Genomic DNA, 17133 nt, shown 5'->3' with positions numbered 1-17133 from the left:
ATAAAATGGCAAGGTATACAAGATTGGAAGTAGTTCGGGTAATACAGGAAACGGGTATGGTACCGTTGTTCTATCATTCCGATATCGAAATAGGGAAAAAGGTGCTCAAGGCATGCTATGATGGTGGTGCCCGTTTGATGGAGTTCACCGCTCGTGGCGATTTTGCCTTTGAAGTATTCTCGGAGCTGAACAAATACGCAATGAAGGAGCTGCCTGGTATGATGATGGGAGTTGGTTCCATTACAGATGCAGCTGCAGCATCCATGTACATGCAAATGGGAGCAAGCTTTGTGGTGACCCCGTCTTTAAGGGAAGATATCGCCATAGTGTGCAATCGCAGGAAAGTACTTTGGTCTCCGGGTTGTGGCTCTTTAACTGAAATCAACAAGGCAGAAGAATTGGGCTGTGAACTCATCAAGCTCTTTCCCGGGTCTACTTACGGCCCAGGGTTTGTAAAAGCCATCAAAGGACCCCAGCCTTGGACAAGTATCATGCCCACTGGAGGGGTCAGTACAGAGGAGGCAAACCTTCGGGCTTGGTTTGATGCAGGAGTAACTTGTGTGGGAATGGGTTCGAAATTGATTTCCAAAGAGGTTCTAGAGCAAAAAGATTTTGAAGGATTGGAGAAAAAAGTGACGGACACCTTAAAATTGATAGAAAAAATCAGAAGAGAGAAATAATGAAGCACCTCAAAGCCACCATTTTATTGTGCACGTTGTTTTTCGCCCTCGGTTGCGAAGAAACCTCAGGCATTAGAACAATTAGGTTGGCACATGGTCTGGACATTAACCATTCAGTACACAGGGCCATGGTGAAAATGGGGGAAGACCTTGATAGTGTTTCAAAAGGAAAGCTTCGAATCGAAATCTACCCCAATCAACAATTGGGCACTGAGCGAGAGATCTTGGAATTGATTCAATTGGGCAGTCTTGATATGACCAAGGTATCTGTCGCCACCCTGGAGAATTTTGCCCCGAAGACCAGAATATTGGGGCTGCCCTATCTTTTTGAGAGTCGGGAACACGCATTTGAGGTGTTGGATGGTCCGATCGGACAATCATTGTTGGACAATGCCGAACAATTCAGATTGAAAGGTTTGGGATATTACGATGCCGGGTTTAGAAGTTTTTATACCGAAAAAGAAGCCGTAACTGCGCCAGATGACCTAAAGGGTCTCAAGATAAGGGTGATGGAGAGTATTACCGCAATGGATATGGTCAAAAGTCTCGGAGGCTCCCCGACCCCCATTTCGTGGGGAGAGCTCTACACATCCCTACAACAAGGCGTGGTGGACGGAGCGGAGAACAATCTTCCCAGTTTTTACCTTTCCAAACATTATGAGGTTTGTCCATATTATTCGCTGGACGAACATACATTTTCGCCAGATGTCTTGATCGTTGGTACCCAGTTTTGGGATGTCCTTTCCGAACAGGAAAAAGGTTGGCTCGACAAAGCAGTGAAAAAGTCGCTGGCGCATCAGCGGAAATTGTGGGCCGAATCCGAGGCTGAAGCGTTGGAAAAAATCAAGGAAGCTGGTGTAGAGGTTTCATATCCGGACAAAAAACCGTTTATCGAAATGACAAAGGAAATGTACCGGACCTACGAAGAGGACGAAGCATTGAACAACATGATAGAACAAATCAAATCATTGGCAAATTGATGGGACTCAAAAGGACATTGGAAAATATTTTGGCGCACTTGCTAGTATTGTTAATGAGTCTAATGGTACTTAATGTGCTTTGGCAGGTGTTCAGTAGATATGTTCTGGGTACACCAAGTGCCTTTACGGATGAACTTGCCAGATTTCTTATGATCTGGTTGGGGTTATTGGGAGCGGCCTATGTATCGGGGAAAAATGGTCATGTTGCCATCGATGTATTGGCCAAACGGGCCAATGCCAAAAACCAAAGGATATTAAAAAGAACAGTGTCCGGTTTTATTATCCTGTTCTGTCTGGCGGCAATGGTGACAGGCGGCGGATGGTTGGTGTATACGACGTACGAACTCAAACAGCACTCCCCGGCATTGGGGTTGCCCTTGGCGTATGTATATGTCGTGATTCCCTTGAGCGGATTGATAGTGACCTATAACAAAGTCGTGGATATAATAACGGATTGAGCCTTATGGAATATATACCCTTGCTAGTTTTGATCATCAGTTTTGTGGGGCTTTTGGCCATTGGTACTCCTGTGGCGTGGAGCATAGCCATTTCATCTATGTTGACCCTACTGGTCAGTTTGCCCATGCTGCCCGCATTCGCCACCATATCCCAACGAATGGCCACGGGCTTGGATAGTTTCGCCCTGTTGGCGATTCCATTTTTTATATTGTCAGGGGAACTGATGAACCATGGGGGAATTGCCCACCGTTTGATAGCTTTTGCCAAAAGCTTGGTGGGGGCATTGCCCGGAGGGCTTGCCCTGATCAATATTATATCGGCGATGTTCATGGGCGCCATTGCAGGTTCGGCGATGGCCTCGGCCTCGGCCATGGGAAGCATTCTGGGACCGGAAATGGAAAAAGAAGGCTATGATAAGGGTTTTTCGGTATCCGTCAACATTACCTCGGCTACGACAGGGTTGGTGATTCCTCCAAGCAATGTATTGATCGTGTATTCCTTGGCAAGTGGAGGTGCATCCATTGCCGCTCTTTTCTTGGCCGGATACATCCCTGGTTTGATTACCGGTTTATTGTTGATGGTGGTCGCCATGTTCTGGGCCAAGAGGAAAGGCTACGGCAAGGGACAACGAAGCTCATTAAAACAGGTTTTTAAAACGTTTGTTGATGCCGTACCAAGCCTGTTCCTGTTGGTTTTGGTCATTGGGGGCATCGTGGCCGGTGTGTTTACCGCCACCGAAGCTTCCGCCATTGCGGTGCTCTACAGTATGATACTGGGCTTTGTCTATAAAGAGATAACGTTCAAAAAACTACCCAATATCTTTTTGAATGCTTCGGCCACCACCGCTGTTGTGATGCTTTTGATAGCGGCCTCTATGAGCATGTCATGGGCACTTTCCTTCGAACATATACCGCAGGAAATCAGTTCTGGACTATTGTCTGTTACCGATAACAAAATTGCCCTATTGCTCATCATAAATATAATCTTGCTGATAGTGGGTATCTTTATGGACATTACCCCGGCCGTGCTCATATTTACCCCGATATTTTTGCCCATAGTTACAAAATTGGGGATTGACCCGGTACATTTTGGCATCATTATGATCTTGAACCTTTGCATTGGCCTTTGCACGCCCCCGGTAGGCTCGGTACTATTTGTGGGCGTGGGTGTGGCAAAAACATCCATCGAAAAAGTGATCAGGCCCCTGTTGCCCTTGTTTGCGGCCATGATACTGGCTCTTTTTCTGATCACCTATATTCCAGAGTTGGCCTTGTGGTTGCCCGGTCTTTTTGGTCTATAATCGAATTGTAAAATGTAATTTTTTAACTAATGACACATAAAATGAACAAACTAAAACTAGGCGTCTTGGCATTGCTACTGTGTTGGGGATGTGCCGATACTCCAAAAGACGAAGCCCCATGGGTCGAATTGTCAGATGGTACCCTAAACGGATGGAACCAAAAAGGTGGAAAAGCCAATTATGAAGTGAAAGAGGATGCCATCGTGGGATCTACGGTACATGATACGCCCAATTCCTTTTTAACAACGGATAGGATGTACGACGATTTTATTCTGGAGCTGGATTACAAAGTGGATTCCACCATGAATTCGGGAATCCAAATACGAAGCAATAGCTTTCCCCATTATCAAAATGGGAGGGTGCATGGCTATCAAATTGAGATCGACCCATCGGATCGGGCATGGAGTGCCGGAATTTATGATGAAGGGCGAAGAGGTTGGCTCGTAACCTTGGAAGATAATCCCGAGGCACAAAAGGCCTTCAAACAGAATGATTGGAACCACTATCGCATCGAGGCCATCGGAGATACGATCCAAACCTGGATCAACGGAGTTCCAGCGGCACATTTGATAGATGACAAAACAGAAAGCGGCTTTATTGCCCTTCAAGTGCACAGTATTGGCAAAGACCAAAAGGCCGGCACGGAGATAGCCTGGAAAAATGTCAAAATCTTGACGGACAGTCTTTCAAAATACAACAAAGAAATGCCCTTGGCCCCGGTCGTGACCAAAAATCAACTGACCATTGATGAGGAGAAAAACGGATGGCAGTTGTTATGGGACGGCGAGACCACTGTAGGTTGGCGCGGTGCACGATTGGATGATTTTCCAGATAAAGGATGGGAAATCAAGGACGGTGTATTGACCGTTCTTTCTTCTGGGGGAGAGGAATCTGCAGCTGGTGGTGATATTGTAACCACGGAGTTGTACGGAGATTTTGAGCTCAAAGTGGATTTCAAATTGACGGAAGGTGCCAATAGTGGTATCAAATATTATGTGGACACGGATTTGAACAAGGGACCCGGCTCCTCAATTGGTTTGGAATATCAAATTTTGGACGATGAAAGGCATCCAGATGCAAAATTGGGGAACCATGAAGGTAGTCGTACCGTAGCTTCTTTATACGATTTGATTCAAGCTGATATCAATAAGCCCATCAACCCGATCGGGGAATGGAATACGGCCCATATTATTTCCAAGAACAACCATGTGGAGCATTGGCTCAATGGCACAAAGGTTTTGGAGTACGAGCGAAAAAGTGATGCATATCGAAAACTAGTCTCCGAAAGCAAGTATGAGAAATGGCCCAACTTTGGCGAAGCCGATAAAGGTCATATATTGTTACAGGATCATGGGGACCGTGTAAATTTTAAGAACATCAAAATAAAACCACTAGATTAAAGAAGGATTTATGGGAGCGCGAAGAGACTTTATAAAGAAAACAACGGTCGCTGCCATTGGCATGGGACTACCTGGTAGTATCAATGCCATGACGGCCAAAAGTTATAACAATATTTTAGGGGCAAATGACAGGATTCATGTTGCTCTTCAAGGTTTGGGTAGGCGATATGGAGCCTATATCCCTTCCATAGCTGCTAAGCAAAATAATGTGCGCCTGGATTATCTATGCGATGTTCGTGGGAGTCAATTGGAAAAAGCGGCACAAAATGTATCTGAACAAATATCATATAATCCCAAGCAGGAAAAGGATATCAGAAAAATTCTTGAGGACAAGGATGTGGATGCAATTTTTATGGCAACGCCCGATCATTGGCACACACCGGGAGCCTGTATGGCCATGGAAGCTGGGAAACACGTTTATTTGGAAAAGCCCTGCAGCCATAATCCCCATGAGAATGAAATTGTGGTCGCGTTTCAAAAAAAGTACGATAAGGTGGTACAAATGGGCAATCAGCAACGATCGTCACCACAGAGTATCGAAATCATCAACGATATCCATAATGGCATTATTGGCAAGGCCTATAAAGCAATAGCCTTTTATACCAATGGAAGGGGAGAAGTTCCACTTCCGGTACAGACTGCACCACCGGAGGACTTGGACTGGGAACTGTTTCAAGGGCCCGCCCCAAGAAAGGCATACGAACACGATACCTGGGACTATAACTGGCATTGGTACGGTTGGGATTATGGAACCGCTGAAATGGGGAATAATGCAACGCATGAACTAGATATAGCACGATGGGCGTTGGATGTGAAGTATCCGGAATATGTGGATGTGATTGCTGGGAAGCACCAGTTTGTGAATGACGGATGGGAAATGTACGACACCATGGAGGCGACCTATGCATTTGCCGATGATAAGATCATTCAATGGGATGGAAGCAGTAGGAACGGCTATTCCAAATACGGTCGAGGTCGAGGTACCCTTATTTACGGTTCCGAAGGTTCGGTAATGGTAGACCGCGACGGATATGAACTGTACGATCTCAAGGGGCAATTGATCAAGGAAAATAAATCCGACGGTAACGAAGGAGGAACTGCTCTTGGAGGTGGAGGAGACCTGTCAACGAGGCATGCAGTGAATTTCTTTAATGCCATTCGAGGAAAAGAAGCGTTGACATCACATATCGAAGTGGGGGCCATTTCGCAAATGTTGACGCACTACGCCAATATGGCCTATCGCATCGATAAAGGCTTCAATGTGGATGGAAACACGGGAAGAATATTCGATCGGGAAGCCATGGAGCTTTGGAAACGAACATATGAACCAGGGTGGGAACCAAAACTATAAATGGATATGAAGCGACGAGATTTTGTAATAAAAAGTAGTTTGGCCAGTTCTGCCGCCTTGTATGCCCCAACGGTACTTGCATACGGAACCCCCAGTGCGAATGAAACCATCAATGTGGGGGTCATTGGAACAGGAGACCGGGGCGGCGGACTCATTCCATTTATCAACCAGATTCCCAATATGCGGGTGGTCGCTTGTTGCGATATCATCCCCTTTAGACTTAGTTCGGGACTTTCAAAAGTAGAAGGAAAGGCCAAGGGCTATTCCGATTATAAAAAAATGTTGGAAGACAAGGATGTGGATGCCGTTTTGGTGGCTACCCCGTTCAGCACACATTCCAAGATAGCTATCGATGCCCTAAAGGCAGGAAAGCATGTGTACGGGGAAAAGACGATGGCAAAAGGGTACGAGGGGATAGCTGAATTGGTCTCGGCAGCTGAAGAGTCCAATAGCATATTTCAGACAGGCCATCAGTACCACAGCTCCCGTTTGTACTCCCATGTTGTTGATGAGATCAAAAACGGGAAAATAGGAAAAATAACGGCTTTTGAGTGTCAATGGAACCGTAATGGCAATTGGCGTCGCCCTGTCCCGGACCCAAAATGGGAACGTATGATCAACTGGCGCATGTACAGAGAGTTTTCAGGAGGGCTTTTGGCCGAACTTTGTTCGCACCAATTGGATTTTGCCAATTGGGTCATGGGGGCCATGCCCGAAAAGGTCATGGGCATAGGAGGCATTGATTATTGGAAAGATGGCAGGGAGACCTATGACAACATCCATCTTATCTACAGCTATCCGGAAGGGGTAAGAGCATCATTTACCTGCCTTACCAGTAACGCCATGGGCGATTATAAGGTCAAGGTAATGGGGGACAAGGGAACCTATATTTTGGACTATGCAAAGGCTTGGTTTTATCCAGAAGGAAGCTACGAAAAGAAAATCGGGGAGGTCGACGGTGTTTCTGGGGCCACCCTGAACTGGGACCAGGACAGGGGCATACCCATACAGTTTGACCATGAGGATCCTAGCAAACAGGCCTTAATCGACTTTAGGGACAACATTGTGAACAATACATTGCCTGTTTCCAATGCAAAGACAGGTGCCATGGCTGCAACCTGTGTGCAAATGGGATTGGATGCTATGTATGATGAGGTAATTATGAGCAAACCACAGCAGGGTTGATGGTAGCAGGCCTTACCCAAAATACAGTATCACTGATTTTTAAAACTTGATGGTCGATCAAGGGTTGAATGAGTACTAAATACATAAAATATGCTTTGTAGTTTTGCCCCCAATCAATACATCATGAAAATAAAGTTATTTTATTTTTATGGTCGATTTTAATTGAATCAACTCCCCAAGCAATCTAGTGAGCGTTACTGTTTCGGGGATGCCCATATCGTTGGCCATTCTTGAGATTTCAAGGTTTAAACTTTCGATTTCTGTCCTTCTATTTTGAAGGATGTCCACATAAGTGGAAATTAACTGACCATCCGATCGTTTACTGATCTGCATCAGGTTGTTTTCTATAGCATCCTTGTCAAGAGCAATACCTCGTTTTTGTGCTACACCAACACATTCTTCAATGACCGTTCTTGCCAATCTTCTTGCATCTACATTCCTAACAAAAATACCATTGTCGGTCTCGAGCAATGGACAAATGGAGTTGAAAGCACAATTGGCAATCACTTTTGTCCATAGTAATGGAGTGATATCGGTTTCGCTTCGAAAGCTAAAGTGTTGTGTATTGATCCGATCCACCAAATCCTGAAGGCCGTCATTGTTTCCCTGCAAGTTTCCAACGGGCGACGGCATTACCGATTTAAAGGTAACCTCGTTGTCGCCTGTTACTTGACTGGTGGAAAACAGGACACAGCGATATATTTTGTCGAACATTTCAAAAGCACGTTCCACATGGAGTCCGTTTTGGAGGAGAACAATAGAAAAATCCCCTTTTTTGTCCTTTAGTTTTCCAGCGATCTCGGTATTGGCGAACGCTTTTACGGTAATCAAAACAAGCCCATTGATAGCTTGTAGGCCCTTAAAGGTTGTTGTCGTTATCCTTTGCTGAAATGTTTTATTTTTTTCAATAACGGTAATGGTTTCTTTAGTGTCGGGTATGTTGTCCACACTACCCCTGACAAGCACCACCTCTTTGTTTTCTTGTTGTAAAAAAACGGCCAGAGCCTTTCCTATGGCTCCCGAACCAACAATGTAAATTTTTGTTTCTTTCATGCTTGCATGCTTTATAGAGTTGCTGCTAGGTAATCAGTAAGGTTATAAGTTATCTGTCCCATGCTCGTATATGACTATTATGTTGACCTCTACCTATTCTACTTGATATTAAAATCGTCAATCTCATAATCTGCCCATTGCAGAGATACATTTTTATTTCCCTGAGTATAGGCAATAACGGTCATTCCAGCATTTTTCGCTGCCTTCATTCCGGTCTCGCTATCTTCAATCACGGCACACTCTTCGGGCCTTACCTTCAATTTCTCTGCTGTTTTTAGGTATATGGCAGGATGTGGTTTGCCCTTTACTTCAAAATCGGCCGATGAAACGATGTCGAAAAAATCCGAGGTCTTGGTCCTTTCCAGTACCGTTGGAATGATTTTTTGCGGTGCATTGGTCGCTAATCCAATTTTATAGTGTTGGGCTTTGAGCTGTTTTATGAAGGTCTTGATCCCCTGGGTGACACAATCTTCAGATTGAATCAATTCCATGACCCTGTGGATGACCATCTCTTCCGCTTCGGGCAAGGTTTTTCCCTTCCATGGAAACCATTCGAACCAGAACCGGGTGACTTCCTTGGTCGTCATGGACCGTGTCAGCAAGCTCTCTTCTTCCGTCACCGAGACACCAAGTGAGGAAAAAACCTCAAATTCTGCCTGTTTCCACAGGCATTCACTTTCTACCAACACCCCGTCCATATCAAAAATGACCGCTTTCTTGTCCTTTAATATCAGCTCCATGTTCTTCCAGTGTATGCTGCATCCCAGAAATGGTACTCCAAATGTGAGGCATGGATAAAGGCTTCGGTCATTCTGGCCCTTGTTACGGGAGTGGCACGTTCTGCAGCAAGGTCACATATCATGATTGCGCGTTGTACGCTATCTGAAAATTCCTCCCCACCGTAGGTGTCGATCCATCGTTGGTAAGGGTTATTGAAGGTTTGTTGGCCTTTGTAAATGTGATCACCTACTTTTTTATAGATCCAAAAGCAGGGTAGCGTTGCGGCCATGGCCACTTCTACGGGTTCCATGGCAGCAGTACTTTTTAAAAAGTGGGTATAGTGGTGGCATGCCGGTTGTATCTTACCCTTGTCCGTAACGCCAAAATCCTGAAAATAGGATTCGTGAAGTGCATTTTCAACGACTATGGCACCTTCCGCAAAACGAAGATAGGCCAATGCATCTCCAATATCATGGGATTTGGCACCTATGAGTGCAAGTGCCCTTCCGAAATGCTCCAGATAAATGGAATCTTGGGCCATATAAAATTGAAATTTGTTTTTGGGCAGAGTACCGTTTGCCAGCTCTTGGACAAAAGGCATGTCCAGTATAGCGCTATAATTACTTTCGATTTTTTTCCAGGCCTGTTCAGTCCATTTCATTTTTAATCATTTTTTGAGGGTTGAAAAAGTGGTTCAAGGGGCCGTTTCCTTTTCCGGTCTGTACATTTTTTCCACTGTAAATGGCATTGTGCACATAACTTTGGGCAACATCCACGGATTCAAATAGGGTTTTGCCCTGTGCCAACAGGGAGGTAATGGCAGAAGACAGGGTACAGCCAGAACCATGTGTATTGTTCGTTCTGATTTTTTTCGTTTTAAAAGAGTGGCACTGATTGTTCGGGTCGAAAAACAACGAGGTAATGTTTGTCGTCTCCTGGTGCCCTCCTTTCATGAGGATGCTGTTGCACCCTAGTTCTTTGATTCGTTTTCCGGCAGTTCTCATTTCTTCCAATGTCTTTACTTCCATATTGGCCAAGATGGCTGCTTCGTCCATATTGGGCGTAATGACCGTGGCAATTGGGAGCAATTGCTCTATTAGGGCATTTACTGAATCCTCTTCGATAAGACGATGTCCACTGGTGGCCACCATGACCGGGTCGAATACTATGGGTACCGCTTCGTATTTTTTTAAAGTACTCGTTATACTTTCCACTAATTTTGGGGTGTGAACCATTCCTATTTTTATGGCAGCTGGCATGATATCGTCCATAACCGCTTCAATTTGGTCTTTGACAGCTTCCAACGATATGGGGTAGATTTTTCGTACCCCTTGCGTGTTCTGAACGGGCAGGGCCGTGAGCACCGTTGTGGCATAACACCCCAGTGCCGATATTGTTTTGATATCTGCTTGGATACCAGCCCCGCCGCTTCCATCAAAACCGGCAATGGACAAAACCGAAGGATAGGTATACTTCTTCATTTTTCTATGGTATTTTTTAGTTGATAAGCTGCTTTCATGGGGTCGTCCGCTCCGCATATGGCAGAGACTACGGCTATGCAGTCCGCACCGGCTCGGAAAACGGCTTTGGTATTGTTCACATGGATATTACCAATGGCTACCAGTGGCTTTGTTGTCAATTGTCGGATTTTTGATATGCCCTCCAGGCCCCATTCCGTTACGGTGTCCGTTTTTGTATTGGTACTGAATACGGGGCTAATCGCAAGATAGTCCGATACCGTTGTTTGCACGTTCTCCAGTTGTTTCAAATATTCTATTGAATATCCGATCAGCTTTTCCTCAAAACCGGCTCGTTGTCTCAAGACTGTGGGCCGGGTATCCGTATTGCCCACATGGATGCCAGAAGCACCAGCTAAGGCGGCCACTCTTGGATTGTCATTGATGATCAACGGCACACCATATTTTTCCGTGATATCCCTTAATTGTTTTGCCCTTTCCAAGAATAGGGGCTCGGTTAATTGCTTCTCACGCAATTGGATAATATCAACACCTCCTTGGATAGCCTGTTCCGCTACCTGCAACATGTCTTTTCCACGGCAAGCATCTTCCGAGATGACTAAATACAATCGGTATGGAAATAGGGAATGTGCCTTCACTGTTTTGATATTCTGATGTGGTCGTAAAACTCTTTTTCCGAAAGATTATGGAGTTTATCTATGAGTTTTAGCTGAAGACTACCGGGGCCATCCGCCTGTTCTGCCGATAGTTCTCCTGCTATGCCCAACAAGGCCATTGCTGCCGTTATTCCTTCAGTTTTATCTTCCACAACACCCACAAAAGCCCCAATAAGTGCAGATGCGGTACAACCCATCCCCGTCACTTTGGTCATTAGCGGATGTCCGTTTTTTATAAAAACAGTTTGAGTGCCATTTACGATGATATCTGTTTCACCGGAGATGCATACCAAAGTTTCGTGTTGAATGGCCAACCCAATAGCTGCGTTTACGGCCTCGTTGCTGTCGGCCGTGCTGTCCACACCTTTGGTGGCACCTTCGTTGGCTTGGGCCAATGCCATAACCTCAGATGCATTGCCCTTGACCACGATTGGTTTGAACGCTAACAGTTGTTGCAAGATTTTATCCCTGAACGGGGTAGCCCCGGCGCCAACAGGGTCCAAGACCCATGGTTTGCCCAATTTATGTGAGGTCTCGGCAGCCAAAAGCATGGTTTCAGACCAATATTCATCCAAGGTGCCAATATTGATGACCGATGCATGGGCCAGAGCTACCATATCGGGTACCTCGGATTTTGCATGTGCCATAATAGGGGATGCACCTGCTGCCAAAAGGGCATTGGCTGTATTGTTCATCACAACATAGTTGGTGATATTATGCACCAAAGGAGATTTTGATCTTACGGATTCGATGTGTTTCCAGAGAATTTTTTCCATTACCATTATTGATTTAGATTACAATGGCCTTAGGTGGAAATCGGAAAACAAAGGAAAGTAACATCACCAGAAAGTGATGCTTGTTTCGCTTTTCCCTACGTCGGTGTGAGCCGTATCAGGTTCCAAGGGACTCTCTCAATTCTTTTCAGAATACCCCTAAAGCTTTTACAAAGGTACACATAATTGAGAACCTTTTTTGGAGTGTATACTATCCTTTTTTCCACATTGCCCTGTTCAAGCTTTTTTTGGTGTTCTCAGTTTTTTTAATGATGATAACGCTTTGTTAACGAACTGGGATCTGTGATTGATTTAGGATTCTATCTTTGGTTTAAGTTATAGTAGCACTATTGCGGTACATCTACAGGTTGCGGTGTGCGTCTGAACGGCTCCCCCACTATCTCATTAGATAAACAATGACATTAATATGAAAAAAATAGAAGAACAATCCGAAATGAACAAAGTGGGTAAAACAAAAACGTTGGTTGTTTTTATAGGGACCATTTTTTTGGGATATGTACTTTTTATCATCCCGGATGTTTTTTTTGGAGTTACCAAGATAAATGGAGGTAAAATCGGTATAAACTTGCTTTTTATTGGTCTCTTTCAATTTATAACGGTGACGGCCTTGCTGTACTTTTCCCTCAAAATTCTGAAGAAAAAGTTTAGAGATATTGGCCTTCGATTTGAGAATCTTGGAAAGGATATTCTTTTGGGTACTGTTTTCGGCGGCGTATGGACCATGCTTCAATTAGCTTTTATTATTCCAAACACAGGCGGAGCAAACCGTCTGGACATTAATGGAATGTTGGAAATGTATGATGGGAGTTTGGTAGGGACCATATCCTTTGTAGCGCTTGGTGTTATAGGCGGCGGAATTACCGAAGAGATTTTTAACAGGGGATATTTTATCAATGTGCTGAAGGAAACCTTCAAGAACCCCAAAACGGGACTATGGTTTTCGGCAGTTTTGTCCATTCTGCTTTTTGCATTGGGTCACATGCCGGTCAATACGTTGGACTGGTTTGATATTTTGGTGCCCACCATATTGTACACAATTTTGTTCATTTGGACGAAACGCCTTACGGCTTCCATGGTGGCCCATGGTGTCTACAATGCATCAGCCATTATTTTAACTTATTCTATTTACTTTCACTAATAAGGTAGTTTGTGTCTTTTTCCTGTGGATAAAAACAAAACAATGTAACAAAGGAAGAGATGAAATACTCTTTTGGTAAAAGTAAAACACAATTCAATTTTACAAAATATGCAAATTAAACTTCAATTGTTTTTTTTGGTCTTTAGCGGACTTCTGTGTTTTGGACAACAAAAGTCAATTTCCATAACCATAGATGATGTCCCCAATACCACTAAATATCAAAAAGATGGTTATAGCCCAAAGTTGTTGAACGTATTGGACTCCTTGGACATCCCTTTCACCATTTTCATCAATGAGAACAAAATTTTGCAAACGGAAGACGTGGAACATAACAAGGCACTGTTGGAATCTTGGGTCAAAAGGGAACTTGCCCTGATCGGAAACCATACCTATAGTCATCCCAGATACTCAGATGTTGGCCTGAACAGTTTTGTTCAGAATGTTGAAAAAGGGGAAATCTTGACCAAGCGGTATGCAGTAAAGCATGGCAAAAACCTTGCGTATTTTCGGTTTCCCTTTAACGACATGGGCAAAGATTCCATACAGCATACACAAATTAGGGAGTATTTAAAATCAAAGGATTACATCATAGCCCCTTTCACAGTAGAGAGTTCCGATTGGATGTTCGATTATGTATACCAACACTATTTGGATAGTGGTGAGGTTGGGAAAGCCAAGGCAATAGGAGAACAATATGTTGAAAAGACCATAGCTCTGGTCAAGTTTTTTGACGAAATGGCAAAAAGTTTATACGGGCGTTCCGTAAAGCATATCTATCTATGCCACGACAATGCCATCAATGCCGATTATTTGGGGGAAATCATCACAAGACTAAAACTGAACGATTACCAAATAGTAAGTTTCAAGGAATCGCTTACCGACCCGATTTATGACCAGCAAGACCATTACTATAAAAAGTGGGGCATTAGTTGGTTGTACCGATGGATGGATACACAGACAGAACGTGTGAAGTGGATGAAACAGGAACCTGAACTAACTGAGATACAGAGTCTATACCAACAGATGTTGGATAATTAGAAGTTTAATCTGATTGAAACCTTGATTTTTCAGAACAATGACACGAAACCAACAAAACTTCAAGAGGGCTATCAAACTAATTACGATTCCATTTTTGGCACTATTGCTTATTTATTGCTCGCCTAAGGGCAATCAACTTTAATCAAAATAACAAAAGTATAGATGTTTCCACCTTGAAATCCGGAATCTATTTCTTGCAAATGGAGGTCAATGGACGCATGGAAACTGTAAAGATTATAAAGCGATGAAAATGATAAAATCAATTTTTCGAATCATGTATTGCTCCATTGTTGTCATTTTATCTTCGTGTGGAGGAGAGCAATCACCTCCAGAGCCAGAACCCAGCAATGATTTACCTTTGAAAGTAACGGGAACATTGCCCGTGAACGGGGAACCTTGTTCCGATTATGAAGAAGTGCCCTCGGACGATTCCATGGTTTTGATTGCTTTTAATTGGAACGAGGCGCAATTTGCGGACAATTACGAATTAGCTGTTATGGAAGGTACTTCTGAGGTATTCAGCAATATGTATTCCAATTTGGAGGCCCAAGTGGAACTTCAAAGAGGAAAAACCTATACCTGGTCCGTTACGGCAAAGAACGAGTTCGGAGAAACACCAGGAAACTCATATTCTTTTACAACTCCGGGAATGCAGGTGGGTAATTATGCTCCTTACGCCGCAGAAATCAATGTTGAGTTTAATACGAATACAATGGAAATGTCCGTAGGTTGGGTTGGTAGTGATGAGGATAGTGATGCTCTTGTGTACGATGTAAAAGTATGGGAAGACAATAATCTTTTGTTGGAAGAGGTTGAGTACTCCCTTGACGTTTTGGAACCAATCATTTTCATGAATACATGGAAATATTCCGTGGAGGTCATTTCAAAAGATACTGCTGGTAACTTTTCAATTTCAACATATAGTGTAGAGGCTCCATAATGCTGTCTTGAACAAATAAATAAGCCCTCGGTTTTTCGAGGGCTTATTTGTTTTTATATGGAGATAGATTCTCCAATACCGGGCAGAATCAATTTCTTTCCTTTCTTCTCAAAATATTGAACGGCTTTGGTTTTGTCTAATTTTATAGGCGGAAAAGTATCGTAATGGCAACCGATTATCTGGTCGCATTCCACAAAATCACTGGCAATTGATGCATCCTCGTACCCCATGGTAAAATTGTCGCCAATGGGCAAAATAGCCATATCAAGTTTCGGGCAGGTCATAGGAATCAGTTCCATGTCCTTGGTCAGCGCGGTATCTCCTGCAATATAAATACATTTCGATTCATCCCATAGAACAAACCCTCCCGGATTTCCTCCATTGCTCCCATCGGGCAGCATACTGGAATGAATGGCAGTTACGTATTTGGCCGTTCCAAAATCAAAGGTGTATTTTCCTCCATGGTTCATGCCGTGTCCATCGATACCTTTATGGCCAAACCAACTCACCACCTCAAAATTGGAAACCAATAGTGCATCAGGATTGTTCTTGGCTATGGCCTCTACATCCAGAACATGATCTTGATGACCATGGGTCAGAAAAATGTAATCAACGTTAAGGTCGTCAATGTTAACATCGGATGCCATTTCGTTGCCGGTGATAAACGGGTCGAACAAAATGTGTTTTCCGTTCATCTCAATCAGGAAACAAGCATGTCCTAAAAAGGTAATTTTCATAGTGTAGTATTTTTTATTTCGTATGTTCTTTTGAAGGCTTTTGACCTATTGCATAAAGTTAACAAGAACAAGTTTGAATTTCAATTTGAAATCGAAAGGTTCAGAATCCTTTTGCATATTTTTTTGAATCAATAAAATATGATTGCAGAAAAAGAACTTAACTTTGCAGCATGATTGCCACGATTTGTAGAAAAGCACATTTTAATGCCGCACACAGGCTTCATAACCCAAAATGGAGCAAGGAAAAGAACATTGAAGTGTTCGGAAAGTGCAACAGTCCTAGTTTTCACGGTCATAACTTTGACCTTGAGGTACGGATAAAGGGAGAGGTTGACCCGGATACCGGTTTTGTGATGGACCTTGCCGAGCTGGGAACATTGATTCATGATGAGGTAGAGGAACGCTTTGACCACAAAAATTTGAACGAGGATTGTCCGGAGTTCGAAAATCTGCTTCCGACAACGGAGTATTTTGTAAAAGTGATCTACGATATTCTAAAACCCAAGCTTAAAAAGGGGCAATTATTGCATATTACCTTGCACGAGACATCAAAGAACTCTGCAGAGTATGGAGATTGGGATTAATTTCCGATATTGCACCCCGTTTTCAAAGGGATATTAGCTCAGTTGGTTTAGAGCGCTGCCTTGACAGGGCAGAGGTCACTGGTTCGAATCCAGTATATCCCACTTTTTCTACTCATATTCCGAAATCCTTTTTCTTAGTTTTTGGTTACTGCGCACCAAGCGTTCGTTTTGGATGCGTAAACCGCCCAATACTTTTTGCATGGCCTGTAGGCTTTCTTGTTGTAGGCTGATGATTTGTTCTAAGTCTGATCGGGAAAAACTTTTGCTCATGGTCTGTGATTGTATTCAAAAAATACTTTAAAATATTTATTTGAATCGTTAAAAGCAATATTAAAATATAAAAAATATTTTAATGAATATAATAAAGCATAAAATTAACCCAATAGCATATAGAGCTAAGTGACTATTTTTGATACGGAGCAATTTCCCAACATGGAAAAAGAAGTATTCAATCGCATCAAAGCAGTTTTGGCTGAGAAAGGAAAAACCAATAATTGGTTGGCGGACGAATTGGTTATGAACCGGACAACAATTTCAAAATGGTGCAGGAATGATATGCAACCAAGGGTTGAAACATTGTTTCAAATCGCAAAAGCCTTGGATGTGGATGTCAGGGAGCTTCTCGTTTCCACAAAATGAT

Annotated in this window: 21 protein-coding genes, 1 tRNA gene and 1 riboswitch; of the genes, 14 read left to right on the top strand and 8 right to left on the bottom strand. The window is 43.4% G+C overall.

The annotated features are described in order from the left end of the window. The first annotated feature begins 5 nt into the window (after positions 1 to 5). Genes K1F36_RS09385 through K1F36_RS09355 form a run of 7 tightly spaced genes read left to right on the top strand, consistent with a single transcriptional unit; the run spans position 6 to position 7355 of the window. Complete coding sequence (locus K1F36_RS09385; protein ID WP_220113582.1) at positions 6 to 680, top strand: bifunctional 4-hydroxy-2-oxoglutarate aldolase/2-dehydro-3-deoxy-phosphogluconate aldolase; 675 nt, start codon at positions 6 to 8, stop codon at positions 678 to 680. Further along, positions 680 to 1660 (top strand): TRAP transporter substrate-binding protein, encoded by a 981-nt coding sequence (locus K1F36_RS09380; protein WP_220113581.1) that lies wholly within the window; start codon positions 680 to 682, stop codon positions 1658 to 1660. The genes K1F36_RS09385 and K1F36_RS09380 overlap by 1 nt, the downstream gene beginning before the upstream one ends. Beyond that, a complete protein-coding gene (locus K1F36_RS09375; protein WP_220113580.1) occupies positions 1660 to 2118 on the top strand; it encodes a TRAP transporter small permease in 459 nt (152 codons plus the stop codon). Before K1F36_RS09380 ends, K1F36_RS09375 begins: the two co-directional genes overlap by 1 nt. Positions 2119 to 2123: 5 nt before the next feature. Continuing rightward, positions 2124 to 3419 (top strand): TRAP transporter large permease, encoded by a 1296-nt coding sequence (locus tag K1F36_RS09370; protein ID WP_220113579.1) that lies wholly within the window; start codon positions 2124 to 2126, stop codon positions 3417 to 3419. Positions 3420 to 3460: 41 nt separating this feature from the next. Continuing rightward, positions 3461 to 4819 carry a 3-keto-disaccharide hydrolase gene (locus K1F36_RS09365; RefSeq protein ID WP_220113578.1) on the top strand — a complete coding sequence of 453 codons (1359 nt, stop codon included), beginning with the start codon at positions 3461 to 3463 and terminating at the stop codon, positions 4817 to 4819. 10 nt (positions 4820 to 4829) lie between these two features. Beyond that, positions 4830 to 6170: a Gfo/Idh/MocA family protein gene (locus K1F36_RS09360; RefSeq protein WP_220113577.1), complete on the top strand. Its 1341-nt coding sequence runs from the start codon at positions 4830 to 4832 to the stop codon at positions 6168 to 6170. 6 nt (positions 6171 to 6176) lie between these two features. After that, positions 6177 to 7355 carry a Gfo/Idh/MocA family protein gene (locus K1F36_RS09355; RefSeq protein ID WP_220113576.1) on the top strand — a complete coding sequence of 393 codons (1179 nt, stop codon included), beginning with the start codon at positions 6177 to 6179 and terminating at the stop codon, positions 7353 to 7355. A 135-nt stretch (positions 7356 to 7490) separates the two neighbouring features. Here the strand turns inward: K1F36_RS09355 and K1F36_RS09350 are convergent, their stop codons facing one another. The 6 genes from K1F36_RS09350 to thiM all read right to left on the bottom strand — a co-directional run bounded on the left by K1F36_RS09350 (position 7491) and on the right by thiM (position 12044). After that, entirely contained in the window at positions 7491 to 8408 is a 918-nt protein-coding gene (locus tag K1F36_RS09350) for a ketopantoate reductase family protein (protein WP_220113575.1), read from the bottom strand. Between the two features lie 98 nt (positions 8409 to 8506). Beyond that, positions 8507 to 9148, bottom strand: coding sequence for an HAD family hydrolase (locus K1F36_RS09345; protein ID WP_220113574.1), 642 nt, complete (start codon positions 9146 to 9148; stop codon positions 8507 to 8509). Next, positions 9139 to 9789, bottom strand: coding sequence for a thiaminase II (gene tenA, locus K1F36_RS09340; protein ID WP_220113573.1), 651 nt, complete (start codon positions 9787 to 9789; stop codon positions 9139 to 9141). The genes K1F36_RS09345 and tenA overlap by 10 nt, the downstream gene beginning before the upstream one ends. After that, positions 9776 to 10609 (bottom strand): bifunctional hydroxymethylpyrimidine kinase/phosphomethylpyrimidine kinase, encoded by an 834-nt coding sequence (gene thiD / locus K1F36_RS09335; protein ID WP_220113572.1) that lies wholly within the window; start codon positions 10607 to 10609, stop codon positions 9776 to 9778. Before thiD ends, tenA begins: the two co-directional genes overlap by 14 nt. Next, positions 10606 to 11244, bottom strand: coding sequence for a thiamine phosphate synthase (gene thiE, locus K1F36_RS09330; RefSeq protein ID WP_220113571.1), 639 nt, complete (start codon positions 11242 to 11244; stop codon positions 10606 to 10608). The genes thiD and thiE overlap by 4 nt, the downstream gene beginning before the upstream one ends. Beyond that, positions 11241 to 12044 carry a hydroxyethylthiazole kinase gene (gene thiM, locus K1F36_RS09325; protein ID WP_220113570.1) on the bottom strand — a complete coding sequence of 268 codons (804 nt, stop codon included), beginning with the start codon at positions 12042 to 12044 and terminating at the stop codon, positions 11241 to 11243. Before thiM ends, thiE begins: the two co-directional genes overlap by 4 nt. 69 nt (positions 12045 to 12113) lie before the next feature. Further along, positions 12114 to 12206: riboswitch (TPP riboswitch) on the bottom strand. A gap of 256 nt (positions 12207 to 12462) precedes the next feature. Between thiM and K1F36_RS09320 the strand changes: the two genes are divergently transcribed. The 4 genes from K1F36_RS09320 to K1F36_RS09305 all read left to right on the top strand — a co-directional run bounded on the left by K1F36_RS09320 (position 12463) and on the right by K1F36_RS09305 (position 15172). Further along, positions 12463 to 13194, top strand: coding sequence for a CPBP family intramembrane glutamic endopeptidase (locus tag K1F36_RS09320; protein WP_220113569.1), 732 nt, complete (start codon positions 12463 to 12465; stop codon positions 13192 to 13194). A gap of 108 nt (positions 13195 to 13302) precedes the next feature. Continuing rightward, positions 13303 to 14232, top strand: a complete 930-nt coding sequence (locus K1F36_RS09315; RefSeq protein ID WP_258539001.1) for a polysaccharide deacetylase family protein — start codon at positions 13303 to 13305, stop codon at positions 14230 to 14232. A 113-nt stretch (positions 14233 to 14345) separates the two neighbouring features. Further along, complete coding sequence (locus K1F36_RS20385; RefSeq protein ID WP_220113598.1) at positions 14346 to 14480, top strand: T9SS type A sorting domain-containing protein; 135 nt, start codon at positions 14346 to 14348, stop codon at positions 14478 to 14480. 2 nt (positions 14481 to 14482) lie between these two features. Further along, positions 14483 to 15172, top strand: a complete 690-nt coding sequence (locus K1F36_RS09305; RefSeq protein ID WP_220113568.1) for a hypothetical protein — start codon at positions 14483 to 14485, stop codon at positions 15170 to 15172. Between the two features lie 53 nt (positions 15173 to 15225). Here K1F36_RS09305 and K1F36_RS09300 read toward each other — a convergent pair whose 3' ends face one another. Beyond that, positions 15226 to 15909 (bottom strand): metal-dependent hydrolase, encoded by a 684-nt coding sequence (locus K1F36_RS09300; protein ID WP_220113567.1) that lies wholly within the window; start codon positions 15907 to 15909, stop codon positions 15226 to 15228. A 170-nt stretch (positions 15910 to 16079) separates the two neighbouring features. Here K1F36_RS09300 and K1F36_RS09295 point away from each other — a divergent pair, with 170 nt between their 5' ends. Both K1F36_RS09295 and K1F36_RS09290 read left to right on the top strand, forming a co-directional pair. Beyond that, entirely contained in the window at positions 16080 to 16493 is a 414-nt protein-coding gene (locus tag K1F36_RS09295; protein WP_166249111.1) for a 6-carboxytetrahydropterin synthase, read from the top strand. A gap of 27 nt (positions 16494 to 16520) precedes the next feature. Next, positions 16521 to 16595 (top strand) — tRNA-Val (locus K1F36_RS09290). Positions 16596 to 16601: 6 nt separating this feature from the next. Here the strand turns inward: K1F36_RS09290 and K1F36_RS09285 are convergent. Continuing rightward, positions 16602 to 16763, bottom strand: a complete 162-nt coding sequence (locus K1F36_RS09285; protein ID WP_220113566.1) for a hypothetical protein — start codon at positions 16761 to 16763, stop codon at positions 16602 to 16604. Positions 16764 to 16925: 162 nt separating this feature from the next. Between K1F36_RS09285 and K1F36_RS09280 the strand changes: the two genes are divergently transcribed. Further along, positions 16926 to 17132, top strand: coding sequence for a helix-turn-helix transcriptional regulator (locus K1F36_RS09280; protein ID WP_220113565.1), 207 nt, complete (start codon positions 16926 to 16928; stop codon positions 17130 to 17132). The last annotated feature ends 1 nt before the right edge of the window (position 17133 follow it).

Source organism: Flagellimonas abyssi (assembly GCF_019457905.1).
Classification (GTDB): Bacteria; Bacteroidota; Bacteroidia; order Flavobacteriales; family Flavobacteriaceae; genus Flagellimonas; species Flagellimonas abyssi.
The sequence above is the reverse complement of the archived record's forward strand: the minus strand, read 5'-3'. Positions and strand labels throughout refer to the sequence as shown.